This window comes from Flavobacterium rhizosphaerae, assembly GCF_046000445.1.
GTDB lineage: Bacteria > Bacteroidota > Bacteroidia > Flavobacteriales > Flavobacteriaceae > Flavobacterium > Flavobacterium rhizosphaerae.
The window spans coordinates 132047-144491 of sequence record NZ_JBELPZ010000001.1 but is presented as its reverse complement, the minus strand read 5'-3'; the positions used below and the strand labels follow the sequence as shown (position 1 = coordinate 144491).

The following is a 12445-nucleotide window of genomic DNA, read 5'->3' as shown; positions in this document are numbered from 1 at the left end:
ATAATTTTTCTTAGTTTTACGCCAATGCAAAAATTAAGGAAAATACTAAACCTTTCTTTGTCAGTATACCTGCTCCTGCTTATGATGGTTCCGTGTAGCCACCATAAGCATGAACAGGCTTATAGTAATACACAGCACACCCTTATACAGGCCCAAGGGCAATCTGCCCATGAGGACATAGACCTTTGCACCCCTTTTTGCATTTGTGGCAATTGCATGGCAGCCATAGTATTACAACCTGTGCTGGATATCAAAACACTTCAGCCGCAACAGCCGGCAACTACCGTTAACTCTTTTTATAAACAGCAGGAATCTGCTTTTTACGGCGCTATCTGGCAGCCGCCCAAATTAGTATAATTGCATTTAGTACTGTTTTATCAGTAAAAAACTGTAGCCAAACCCAACCTTTGGCGCAATAATGTTCTCTATAATTATACTAATACCTTAACGCTGTATGTTAGACAAGGTTATCCATTTTAGCATCCATAATAAATTTATTATCGGTATAATAACACTGGTACTCGTACTTGCAGGTTACTATTCGGTCTCAACCCTGCCAATTGATGCCCTGCCCGATATTACCAACAACCAGGTGCAGATTATAACCAGCTCGCCTACGCTTGCCACACAAGAGGTTGAGCAGTTTATTACCTATCCGGTAGAGCAATCGGTAAAAACCATACCCAATATTGTAGAGCTGCGCTCCATAAGCCGTTTCGGGCTTAGTGTGGTTACGGTAGTATTTACTGAAGATACCGATGTATACTGGGCTCGCGCGCAGATATCTGAACGCATAAAAGAAGCTGAAAACCAAATACCCAAGCAATTTGGGGTGCCTGAAATGGCGCCTGTAAGTACCGGGCTTGGTGAAATTTACCAATATATAGTATATCCGGAAGAAGGCTATGAAGAGCAGTACAATGCCACAGAGCTGCGTACCATTCAGGACTGGATTATTAAGCCGCAGCTTACGGGTACACCCGGTGTTGCTGAGGTTAATACCCTTGGGGGCATGCTTAAGCAATATGAAATTGCAGTAGAGCCGGAAAGGCTCAGAAGCATGGATGTTACCCTGCCTGAAATTTTTGATGCCCTGGAGTCTAATAACGAAAATACTGGTGGCGCCTATATAGATAAAAAACCGTATGCCTATTTTATAAGGGGTGTGGGTATGGTAAGTAGCATACCCGATATTGAAAAAATTGTAATTAAAAACAAAGGAGGCGTACCTGTACTGGTGCGCGATGTAGCTACAGTTCAGATAGGTAGCAGCATACGCTACGGTGCGGTAACCAAAGACGGCAAGGGTGAAGAAGTAGGCGGTATGGTTATGATGCTGAAAGATGCCAACAGCAGCGAAGTAACTGATCTTGTAAAACAAAAAATTGAACAGATTAAAAAATCCCTGCCCAAAGGGGTAGCTATAGAGCCCTTTCTGGACCGCGATAAAATGGTAGGCAGCGCCATAAATACCGTGAAAAACAACCTGATAGAGGGCGCCCTTATTGTAATATTTATATTGGTGCTGTTACTGGGCAACTGGCGTGCAGGGCTGGTAGTAGCTTCGGTAATTCCGCTGGCATTGCTATTTGCCATTTGTATGATGCGCCTGTTTGATATAAGCGGTAACCTTATGAGCCTAGGTGCCATAGACTTTGGTATTATTGTAGATGGCGCGGTAATTATAGTAGAGGCTATAATCCACAGGTTGGAGCAAAGCAAAAAAGCCAAACTAACTCAAAACCAGATGAATGTAGAGGTGTTTCAGGCTGCTTCTACCATTAGGAGCAGCGCGGCTTTTGGCGAAATTATCATTCTTATTGTGTACTTGCCCATACTGGCTTTAACAGGTACCGAAGGCAAAATGTTTGGTCCTATGGCCTTTACGGTTTCGTTTGCTATATTGGGTGCCTTTATACTTTCGCTTACTTATGTACCCATGATGAGTGCTTTATTCCTGAAGAAAGAAACCGGAAAATCGTTCACATTTAGTGATAAAATAATCAATTTTGTGTATAAGATTTACCAGCCCCTGCTCAATGGTGCCCTGCGGATAAAATTTGCTGTAATTGCCCTGTCTGTGGCACTTTTCATTGCAGCCTTGTTCATTTTTAATTCTTTTGGAGGAGAATTTATTCCACAATTGGATGAAGGCGATATTGCCACTCACCTAATCATTTCAACTGGGAGTTCTCTCTCGCAGGAAATTGAATCAACTACCAAAGCCGAAGAACTTTTACGTAAGAATTTTCCTGAAATAAAAATGGTAGTTTCAAAAATTGGCGCTGCCGAAATTCCTACCGACCCAATGCCTATTGAAGCAGCCGATATGATGATTATACTAAAAGATAAAGACCAGTGGCGGCCGGGCTGGACCAAAGAGCGCTTGGTAGAGGAAATGGAAGAAACACTAAACCAGATTCCCGGTGCCATAACCGAGTTTAGCCAACCCGTTCAAATGCGTTTTAATGAGTTGATGACAGGCATACGCAGTGATGTAGCAGTTAAAATATATGGCGAAGACCTGGATATGCTGGTAGGTAAGGGAGACGAAGCCCTGCAGCTCATAAACCAGGTTGACGGTGTTAGTGATGCCCGGGCAGAGCGTGTGGCAGGCCTTCCGCAGATTACGGTGCGGTATAATAAAGACAGGCTCGCAGCTTATGGACTTAATACAGGTGATATTAACCGGATGATACGCATGGGCTTTGCAGGCGAGTCTGCCGGGCTGGTATATGAGGGCGAAAGGCGGTTTGACCTTGTGGTACGCCTTGCCGAAAGCAGCCGCCAGGATATTAACAACATTAAGGCGCTTTATGTGCCGTTACCTTCGGGTGGCCAGGTACCGCTGGGCCAGGTAGCCGAAATTGATTATGAAGAAGGCCCGGTACAAATAAGCCGCGATGACGGCCGCCGCCGCATTGTAGTAGGATTTAACGTGCGCGGTCGCGATATACAAAGCGTAGTAAAAGATATTCAGGATAAGCTGGATACTAGCTTAAACCTGCCCTCTGGGTATTATATAACCTACGGCGGCCAGTTTGAAAATCTTATTGCTGCAAAAGAGCGCCTTAGCCTCGCATTGCCGGCTGCCCTGCTGTTAATATTTATACTATTGTATTTTACGTTTAAGTCCATCAGGCAATCATTATTAATATTTACAGCCATACCGCTTGCTGCCATAGGGGGCGTTTTTGCACTCTGGTTCCGCGGCATGCCGTTTAGTATCTCGGCAGGTGTGGGCTTTATAGCCCTTTTTGGTGTTGCAGTGCTTAATGGCATTGTATTAATAGCCTGTTTTAACAGGTTAAAACAGGAAGGCATGCAAGATATTGAAGACCGTATTCGCGAAGGTACTAAAGTGCGCCTGCGCCCGGTACTCCTTACCGCATTAGTAGCCTCATTAGGTTTTTTACCCATGGCATTAAGTACCGGTGCCGGGGCAGAAGTGCAAAAACCCCTCGCTACGGTTGTAATTGGCGGGTTGGTAACTGCTACGCTGCTCACTCTTATAGTGCTGCCGGTATTGTACTATTATTTTGAAAAAGGCATCAGGTTTAACCAAAAAGCAATAGCGGTTATGGTAATTGGCCTGTTAGTGTGCAGTAGTGTTAAAGTGCAGGCACAACAGCCGCTTACACTTCAGGATGCTATTGCGCTGGGAATCAAAAACAACGGTTCGGTTAAGGCTTCTCATGTAGAGGTTACCCGGCAGGAGCAGTTGCGCGCTACAGCTTTTGATATTAATAAAACCCAGTTAAATGCTTCTTTCGGACAATTAAATACCTACGCGCAGGATAAAAATATTTCGGTTTTCCAAACCTTCAGCCCTTTTGTGTACGGCGCAAAAAGAAAACTGCTTACCGAAAATATAAACGAAAGCAGGCTAAATGCCGCCGTTACACAGCAGCAAATAACCTATAGCATCCGCCAGGGGTGGAATAATTTGTTGTACTACAGCGGGCTTAACCGCGTATTGCAGGAACAAAACGGTTATATGGAAAAATTTGCCCGTTCGGCAAGCCTGAAATTTGAAACCGGCGAAACCGGAAATCTGGAAAGCATTACAGCCATGGCTAAGTATCAGGAACTGCAACAGCAGATAAAGCAGAATGAAACCTTAATACGCATTGAAAAATCTAAACTAAATACCTTATTGGGTTTGCAAGGCGATTTTATAATTGCCGATACGGCTTTTGTGCCCCTGCCTTTTTTTATGGAAGCTGACAGCACTATGGTAAAACAAAATGCAAATTTGCAGCTGGCACTACAGCAGGTAAAAACAGCCCATGCCAACCGTAGGGCAGAGGGCGCGGCTTTATGGCCCGATGTATCGGCGGGGTACTTTATGCAATCTATTAAAGGGCCGCAGGAGGTAAACGGCGAAACACGGTATTATGATAGTGCCTTACGGTTTCAGGGGGTTACCGTAGGTATTACCATTCCTGTTTTTGCGGGCTCCCAGGCTGCTAAAATAAAGGCTGCCAAAATAAATGAACAGGTGCAGCAGCTTAATGCACAATACCTTGAAGAGCAGTTGCAAAACCAATATGTGCAACAGGTAGCACAGTGCGAAACCTACAGGGAACTCATAGAGTATTATAATGATACGGCATTGCCAAATGCCAATACTATTGCCGGTAATGCCTCTAAATCATACCATAACGGTTATATATCGTATACAGAATATGTGCAGGGGCTGGAAGCGGCTTTTACTATTAAAAAAAATTACCTCGATGCCCTCAATAATTACAACCAGTCGGTAATTAACCTGCAATACCTCATTAACCAATAATTAAAAAAATGAAAAAGAGTAATAAAAACCTATATATACTAGTTGTTTTTACGGCTTTATTGTTTAGCTGTAATGGCAATGATAAGCAAAATACAAAAACGGCTGTTGTGCCTCAAAAACAGGAAGAACACAGCGAAGCCCCCGGCATTAAGGAGGTTGAGTTGAATGAAGCGCAGTTTAACGCTGCGGGTATCACTTTGGGTACCTTTAGCATGCGTAACCTTAGCAATGTGGTAAGCGCCAGTGGCTATACTAAACTACCACCGCAAAACCAGGCCGAGGTTTCCGTGCACCTTGGGGGCATTGTTACTTCAATTAATGTTATAGAAGGGCAGTCGGTAAAAAAAGGCCAGGTACTTGCCATATTGCAAAGTCCTGAGTTTGCAAAGTTGCAGGAAGCTTATATTTCCAGCAAAAGCAACCTGGAGTATCTAAACAAAGAGTTTGAAAGGCAGCGTGTGCTCAGCGCCGAAAATGTAACATCTAAAAAGGTATTTGAGCGTACAAAGTCAGACCTTGATATTGAGCAGGCGCGGTTTACATCGTTGGATAAACAACTTTCATTACTCAACCTAAGTAAAAAATCGGTAACGTCTGCTATGGCGCTTACCGCGCCTATAGCAGGGCACATCTCACACGTAAACATAACTATTGGCGCCCACGCGCAGGAGGGCCAGCCCCTTGTAGGTATTGTAGACAATACCAAATTGCATGTAGACCTTATGGTGTATGAAAAAGACCTCAGCAAAGTAAAAGAGGGGCAAACCATTACCCTGGCCCTTACCAACCAGAATGGGGTGGAGCTTAAAGGTAAGGTTTTTAATGTGAGCCGTTCTTTTGAAGGCGATGCCAAGGCAGTAGCAGTACATGCCGATATTAATAATGCTAATGAATCGCTTATAGCGGGTATGTATGTAACGGCATTAATAGACGTAGGCAGCCGCGAAGTTGAGGCATTGCCAACCGAAGCCATTGTAAAGGCAGATGGGCGCGAGTTTATTTTTGTGCTGGAAGAACATGGCGATGATGAACATGAGCACAATGAGGCTGAAGAAAAAAATCATGATGAAGATAATTATGATAACGATGAGGGGCAACACCATGAAGAGGAAAGCGATATGCATCATTTTCAGCGGATTGAAGTTAAAACGGGTACATCGCAACTGGGTTATGTGCAGATAACACTGCTGCACGCTATAGACAAAGAGGCACAAATAGTGCTCAACGGCGCATACTACCTGCAAAGCCACCTTATAAAAAGCGAAGGCGGGGGCGGGCACCATCACCATTAAGTATAATGTTATCTAAAAGTTTTGTAATTGTGTTAATTTTTTGATAGGTATTAACTAAATTTATGCAGAACAAGACGAAACAAACCCATGAACAGTTATTACTTACTGGTTATCATCATCAGCCTTTCAGCCGGATTTGCCTACATAAATCACCGTTTTATAAAAATGCCCTTTGTAATAGGGCTGTTTTTTCTCTCAACGGTACTATCACTGGTTATCTTTACCGAAAAGTGGTGGGATTTTCAGCAATATGTAGAAATAAAGGCAGAGTTGGAAAAGGTGCATCTTGACAGCTTTATACTCGATATTATGCTGGGTTTCCTGCTCTTTGCGGCAGGGCTCCATACACGCTGGTCAGATATCCGTAAACAACTCACAACCATTTCGGTACTGGCAATATTGGGGGTAATTATATCTACCGTAACTGTTGCTGCAATGTTATATTGGGTATGTGGCCTGCTCAATGTGGAGATCAGTTTTTTATATTGCCTTATTTTCGGTGCGCTTATCTCTCCGGTAGATCCTATTGCCGTGCTGGGCATACTAACCAAGGCGGGGGTATCTAAAAAAGTGGAATCAACCATTGTGGGCGAATCGCTTTTTAATGATGGGGTAGGGGTTGTAATGTTTATTGCCTTACTCGAGACCCTTAAGGCGGGCAATAGTGGGTTTGATTTTGGTCATTTCGGGCTGCTGTTTGTGCAGGAAGCTATTGGCGGCCTGTTTTTTGGCCTGGGGCTGGGGTATGCCCTGTACTGGCTGCTTAAATCTATTGATAATTATGAAACCGAAGTACTGCTTACTATTGCCTTTGTAATGGCGGGCTATACTTTTTGTAATATGCTGCACTTATCCGGTGCGCTGGCTATGGTAATTATGGGCTTGTTTGTAGGCAATTTTAACCGCAATATGGCCATGAGCGATAAAACGCAGGAGTATGTACATAAATTCTGGGAGCTGGTAGATGTAATACTTAACGCCATATTATTTATAAGCATAGCTTTTGTATTGGTAGTAATAGATTTTGAATCTACCCACCTTATTATTGGCCTGTCTGCCATATTTATTGTACTGCTTTCGAGGGTTATTGTAGTGTATGTTCCAAGGTTTTTTATGCCGCGCATTGTAGATATAAGTAAAGATGAGGCTAAGATTATGGTATGGGGTAGCCTGCGTGGCGGACTATCTATTGCATTAGTGCTCTCTTTACCCAATAGTGAGTATAAGTTTATACTAATGATTGCCACCTATGCCTGTGTGGTATTTAGTATTATGGTGCAGGGATTAACTATTGGTAAAATGGCGCGTAATATATCTTTAAAACAAAAAAACAGGGAGAGTAAAGTAGCCGCTAATACCTGATTTTAAAACACAAGGCGTACTAAAGTCCCTTTTTTTTCTTCACTTTTCAGTTCAATTTCAATGTGCAGTAGTTGGCACAGTCTGTTTACTATAGAGAGCCCAAGCCCGGTACCTTTTATTTGTGGGTGCCCATCAGGCCTTGAGCGGTAAAAAGAACCGAAAATGCGCGATAAATCTTCGGGAGGTATGCCAATGCCATTATCTTTAATATCAATTACCAGTTTCGCGTTTTCCTTACTTGCTTTTATTATTATCTGGCCCTGCATCTCTGAATATTTTATGGCATTGCCTATAAGGTTATCAAATATAATCGACAGCAGGTAGATATCGGTATTAAAATAATATTCATCATCAAACTGGTAAGAAACCGTTAATTTCTTATTTTCTATAGCCGGCGAATATCGGGCTACTATATCAAGCAACAACGCATTAATATTTAAATTTTCAGTTTTTAAGGCTTGTTTCTGGCTTTCAAACCGGGCCAGTAATAAAAGCTGGTCTACCAGGTTATTAATGCGGTTAACCTCGGCAATGCAATAGTGTATTTTTTCTTCATATTCCTCACGGCTGCGGGGCTTGCGTATTAATACCTCCAGTGTGCCCTTTATTACTGCAAGTGGGGTACGTAGTTCATGCGAGGCATCCGATGTAAATTGTTTTTCGCGCACAATAGCATTTTCAATACGCTCTAAAAGGCTGTTTATGGTTTTAGCCAGTGTATATAGCTCATCTTTATTTTCAGGATAGGGTATCCTGTTGCCAAGGCTTTCACGTGATATTTCATCTGCTGCAAGAATAATTTCTTTTACAGGCTTTATGCTGCGCCCTGCCAGCAGCCTTGCTATGGTAAACAATAACAGCAAAATAAGCGGGTACGCAATAAAAAGTGTTTTTTGCAGGTTGGTTAAAACCACTATTGTGTCATCCAGCGGTGTAGCTACAATTATATATCCTACAGTTTGGTCGAGGTATTTTACAGGCACCTGCTTTTGCCTTACATACGCGCTGTCCAGAAGGCAATCATAATTTACAGGCTCTTCTGTGTTTCGGTATTGTAAATTAAGTTGCTTAAGGTTGGGAGATCTTTCGGTTATCCTGCCTGCCGTATCGGTAAATTGTATAAAAATAGGGTTGATATCCAGTGTATTGTGCTCCTTTTCTTCCCACTCTTCATCCATAACCGAAAAACCGCCAGCGTTTATAGAAATTTCTGTAAACAAGTCATCAATCTCGGTTTGTATGTCATTATCAAGGTCATTGTAAACCCCCGCTTTTACAATAAAAAATATAACCGCAAAAACCACAAATACCAGTAAGGCAGTGCTAATGCTAAAGTAAAGCGCTATGCGTGTCCTGAAAGAAAAGCGGTACATGGTTTGATTACTAAATTTCTTCTGCAATATAGCCTATTCCCCTGACAGTCTTAATAAAGTCTTCATCCTTTTTAAGGTCAAGTTTTTTACGTATTGCATTTATAAAAACATCTATAACACCGGTATCATAGTCAAAGTGTATATCCCACACATCCTCAATAATCTGTTTACGGTTGCATACAATTCCCTTGTTTTTTACCAGATAGGCCAGCAGGTCAAACTCACGCTGGGTAAATGATATTTCAACACCATCTTTTAAAACCTTATGTGCCGATACCGATATTTGCACATTGCCTATAGCAAGGTCATTATTTTCTGAATTTGTATAACGCAAATGTATCCTGATGCGCTCCAGCAATTCATCAAAACTAAAAGGCTTTTTTATATAATCGTTAGCGCCTGCCCGCAACCCCTCAATAGTTTCGGGTACGGTGTCTTTGGCCGTTAAAAAAATAATAGGTGCCTCAAAGCCTTTTTCACGCAATTTTATACATACTTCGAGCCCATGCATTACGGGCATCATCCAGTCAAGCAGCACAAGCGAAGGATTTTCTTCAAGGGCCATTTCCAGCCCTTTAGCGCCATTAGTGGCGCTTATGGTTTCATAATTTTCTTCCCGCAGGCCCTGTTCAAGAAAGTTAACAATGCCGGATTCATCTTCAACAATAAGTATTTTGGTCATATATCAGGCAGGTTATTGGTGTTAACTATTTAAATTTCAGGTTTATGCTGATAATGTTAGAGTTTAGTCCCGTGGTACGGGTATAGTGGGCATAGCGTATATCCAGCATGGCTAACTCTTTAACACCAAACAGGCCGTTAACCGGGTTAAGGTGTACGCCAAGGCCAACAAAATTGCTGTCAAATCCTGAAAGGTCATAATTGCTCGTATAATAATCATCCATAGCTGTATGCTGCTGGTAGGCATTAAAATACTTAATGGCAGTTTGTGTATAATACCTGTAAAAAGGACTGATTGAAAAGAATGGCGTAATTTTTACCGGTACCTCAATATTAGCGGTGTGCGATGTTAAATTCCAGTCGTCAGTATAATAACGGTAATAAGCCCTTATAATCACATTGTCGCCTAAAAAGTAACTGGCACGCAAGGCTATAGGAATTTTTAAGCGGCTATCGGGCAGGTTTTCCTGGTATACAGAGCCATCGTTAAAATATACCCGGTGAAAAGGCAGCGAAAGATATCCCTGTTGCTTTACAATGTCGGCCTCTACCATTACCTGGAAATTCTGGTTGATAACCTGGGCATAGCTTATTGCGCCTAAAAACGTGTTTCGCGCTGCGTTGCCCGAATAATCAGCACCGCTTACACCACGCAGCTCTATTGGGGCAAGCAGTTTAACCTGGTCTAAAAATACCTGTGCCCGCGCCGAAAACTCCCCGTTGCGGTCTTTGGTTTTTTGGGCAAAGCTAAGCGTGCCACCAAAAGACTGGTAATCATATTCGGTAGATGACGAAAGCCCCGCACCAATAGTAGTACCTTTTTCGGTATTTTCCTTGGTGTAGTTTAGCGAAGGGTAAAAACGCGTATCGGCAGAAGAAGCAGAGCTGTTAGCCTGTAAGTCAATTTTATCAGAAGATGCAGAGGTATAATGGTCAATACCGGCCTCTATATTAAAGTTGTGCTTAATGCCATTTTCACCAATCTTTACCAGGTTTACATCAATAACATTAGAGATGTCGGTAAGTTTTTGTGTACCAATACCCCCGGTTACCGATGCATTATTGCCGTCCTGGCTATAGTAGCTGGATACCAGGTTAATCTCTTCAATTTTTAATTTTTTAGTTTCGTATGCCGTGGTATCGGCAGTTTGTGCACACAGCCGCATAAGTCCTAATAGTGCTGCTCCCGTTATAAATATCCGTTTCATGTGTTCTGTTTAGTGTTAATCACCCGGGGTTTAGTTGCACCCGCAACCACCGCCGCTTTTACCTGCATTGGCGCCTGAAGACCCTTCGCGGTACGATTGAAAGTTAAGCTCTGTCTTTTCTATTTTCCTGTTAGAAAGCGCCATTTCAGAATCATTTATTTTATTCTTCTGGTATTCTTTTACGGGCTTGCACGAAACCAGCATGGCCAGCATTATGGCTAATAAAAAATATTTCATGATATTATGTTTTAAGGTTAATGCCCTTAGAGGTATACAGTTTATTATTGTCATCTATTATTATACAATGCAGGTTAGGCACCTGGTTTACCATATATAAGGCTGCCTTTATACCCATTACGGCAATAGGGGTTGCCATGGCATCGGCAAACTCTGCGTTGCCCGTTATTACAGTTACGCTTTTTATACTGGTTATGGGCAGTCCGGTTTTAGGGTCTATAGTATGCGAATATTTTTTTCCGCCAACCATAATATATTTTTCATAATTGCCCGATGTGGCCACGGCCTTGCCCGATATGTCCAGGTAAGAGAAAACATGTTCAGGGCTATCCGGGTTGGATATGCCAATCTTCCATGGCTTGCCGGTAGGCTGTAATCCCCAGGCGGTCAGGTCGCCACTGGCATTTATTATGCCTCCCACCACATTGTGCTGTACCAGCAGGTTTTTAGCCATTTCTGCCGCATATCCCTTGCCAATACCCCCAAAGCCAATACGCATACCCTTTTCTTTTAAAAATACCGTACCTTCTTCAGGGTTTAGCAGTATGTTTTTATAATTTATAAGGTGTACACTTTTCAGGGCTTCTTCCTTAGAGGGCAGGCTGGTCATAGACCGGTCAAAATTCCAAAGGCTTTTATCAATGCCGCCATATGTAATATCAAAAGCGCCCTGGGTTATTTTAGAAACCTGTATGCTGCGCTCAATAAGGTGGTACACTTCGGTATCAACCTTTACGGGCTGTATGCCTGCATTTTCATTAATGCTGCTGGTCTGGCTGGTGTTGCTAAAGGTGGTGAGCAATTGTTCAATACGCTTAATTTCATCTACTGCCAGGGCTATGTACTGCTGCCCTTCGGTTTCAGTTTCCGCCAAAACCGTTATGGTAAATATATTACCCATCAATTTAAGCGACTGAGAATAATCCTGCATATTATTTATTTATGGACTTTACAAACCGCTTCTACCCCGGCTATCCATTTTTCAACAGGCTCTTCCGGTTTCCCTACCCACGATTTTAATACATTTCCCTCGGCATCCAGCAATAGTGTGTACGGAAAGTTACCTTCTTTATTATATTTTTCTGCCAGGGCTTCATTTTTTTTAACCTGCTCCGGTGCGGGCTGGTTTTTCTTTCTCCGCGGAAAATCAGCATTTACCAATACAAGGTTTTTATCTGCCATTTTTATAAAGGCATCATTTTCAAAATACTCCTTTCGGGTAAGTATACAGGGCGCACACCAGTCTGATCCGGAAAAATTCAGTAAAATAAGTTTATGCTCCTGCCGGGCTGTTTTTTTTGCAGTTTCAAAATCGGTACCCCATTGCATGGCAATAACGGCGGTAAATAAAATGGCTAAAAATTTCATGCCTGTTCTTTTTATATATGTTATACAAAGTTAACGTATACATGCTTTGTACTAATATAGTAAAAACCTTAAGATTCGCTTAAAATTATTTGTTTTTTCAGTAATTTTACAGTTTATTAAAGAGGAGGC

General features: G+C 42.3%; 10 protein-coding genes. 4 read left to right on the top strand and 6 right to left on the bottom strand.

What is annotated here, in order from left to right; translation table 11 throughout:
* Positions 1–24 precede the first annotated feature (24 nt).
* The 4 genes from ABS766_RS00580 to ABS766_RS00565 all read left to right on the top strand — a co-directional run bounded on the left by ABS766_RS00580 (position 25) and on the right by ABS766_RS00565 (position 7449).
* Positions 25–357 (top strand): DUF6660 family protein, encoded by a 333-nt coding sequence (locus ABS766_RS00580; RefSeq protein ID WP_408083128.1) that lies wholly within the window; start codon positions 25–27, stop codon positions 355–357.
* A 97-nt stretch (positions 358–454) separates the two neighbouring features.
* Positions 455–4795: a CusA/CzcA family heavy metal efflux RND transporter gene (locus tag ABS766_RS00575; RefSeq protein ID WP_408083127.1), complete on the top strand. Its 4341-nt coding sequence runs from the start codon at positions 455–457 to the stop codon at positions 4793–4795.
* A gap of 8 nt (positions 4796–4803) precedes the next feature.
* Positions 4804–6087: an efflux RND transporter periplasmic adaptor subunit gene (locus ABS766_RS00570; RefSeq protein ID WP_408083126.1), complete on the top strand. Its 1284-nt coding sequence runs from the start codon at positions 4804–4806 to the stop codon at positions 6085–6087.
* 87 nt (positions 6088–6174) lie between these two features.
* Entirely contained in the window at positions 6175–7449 is a 1275-nt protein-coding gene (locus ABS766_RS00565) for a cation:proton antiporter (RefSeq protein ID WP_408083124.1), read from the top strand.
* Between the two features lie 2 nt (positions 7450–7451).
* Here the strand turns inward: ABS766_RS00565 and ABS766_RS00560 are convergent, their stop codons facing one another.
* Genes ABS766_RS00560 through ABS766_RS00535 form a run of 6 tightly spaced genes read right to left on the bottom strand, consistent with a single transcriptional unit; the run spans position 7452 to position 12316 of the window.
* A complete protein-coding gene (locus ABS766_RS00560; RefSeq protein ID WP_408083123.1) occupies positions 7452–8822 on the bottom strand; it encodes a sensor histidine kinase in 1371 nt (456 codons plus the stop codon).
* 10 nt (positions 8823–8832) lie between these two features.
* Entirely contained in the window at positions 8833–9504 is a 672-nt protein-coding gene (locus ABS766_RS00555) for a response regulator transcription factor (protein WP_408083122.1), read from the bottom strand.
* A 25-nt stretch (positions 9505–9529) separates the two neighbouring features.
* Positions 9530–10711, bottom strand: coding sequence for a DUF3570 domain-containing protein (locus tag ABS766_RS00550; protein ID WP_408083121.1), 1182 nt, complete (start codon positions 10709–10711; stop codon positions 9530–9532).
* Positions 10712–10741: 30 nt separating this feature from the next.
* Positions 10742–10948, bottom strand: coding sequence for a DUF4266 domain-containing protein (locus ABS766_RS00545; protein ID WP_408083120.1), 207 nt, complete (start codon positions 10946–10948; stop codon positions 10742–10744).
* 4 nt (positions 10949–10952) lie between these two features.
* Positions 10953–11879, bottom strand: a complete 927-nt coding sequence (locus ABS766_RS00540) for an FAD:protein FMN transferase (RefSeq protein WP_408083119.1) — start codon at positions 11877–11879, stop codon at positions 10953–10955.
* A gap of 5 nt (positions 11880–11884) precedes the next feature.
* Positions 11885–12316 (bottom strand): thioredoxin family protein, encoded by a 432-nt coding sequence (locus tag ABS766_RS00535; protein ID WP_408083118.1) that lies wholly within the window; start codon positions 12314–12316, stop codon positions 11885–11887.
* Between the last annotated feature and the right edge of the window lie 129 nt (positions 12317–12445).

Bases quoted from the DNA above. Each gene is read 5' to 3' on its own strand.
- ABS766_RS00535 (WP_408083118.1), bottom strand. From the start codon at position 12,316: ATGAAATTTTTAGCCATTTTATTTACCGCCGTTATTGCCATGCAATGG.
- ABS766_RS00550 (WP_408083121.1), bottom strand. From the start codon at position 10,711: ATGAAACGGATATTTATAACGGGAGCAGCACTATTAGGACTTATGCGG.
- ABS766_RS00555 (WP_408083122.1), bottom strand. From the start codon at position 9,504: ATGACCAAAATACTTATTGTTGAAGATGAATCCGGCATTGTTAACTTT.
- ABS766_RS00575 (WP_408083127.1), top strand. From the start codon at position 455: ATGTTAGACAAGGTTATCCATTTTAGCATCCATAATAAATTTATTATC.
- ABS766_RS00560 (WP_408083123.1), bottom strand. From the start codon at position 8,822: ATGTACCGCTTTTCTTTCAGGACACGCATAGCGCTTTACTTTAGCATT.
- ABS766_RS00565 (WP_408083124.1), top strand. From the start codon at position 6,175: ATGAACAGTTATTACTTACTGGTTATCATCATCAGCCTTTCAGCCGGA.
- ABS766_RS00580 (WP_408083128.1), top strand. From the start codon at position 25: ATGCAAAAATTAAGGAAAATACTAAACCTTTCTTTGTCAGTATACCTG.
- ABS766_RS00570 (WP_408083126.1), top strand. From the start codon at position 4,804: ATGAAAAAGAGTAATAAAAACCTATATATACTAGTTGTTTTTACGGCT.
- ABS766_RS00540 (WP_408083119.1), bottom strand. From the start codon at position 11,879: ATGCAGGATTATTCTCAGTCGCTTAAATTGATGGGTAATATATTTACC.
- ABS766_RS00545 (WP_408083120.1), bottom strand. From the start codon at position 10,948: ATGAAATATTTTTTATTAGCCATAATGCTGGCCATGCTGGTTTCGTGC.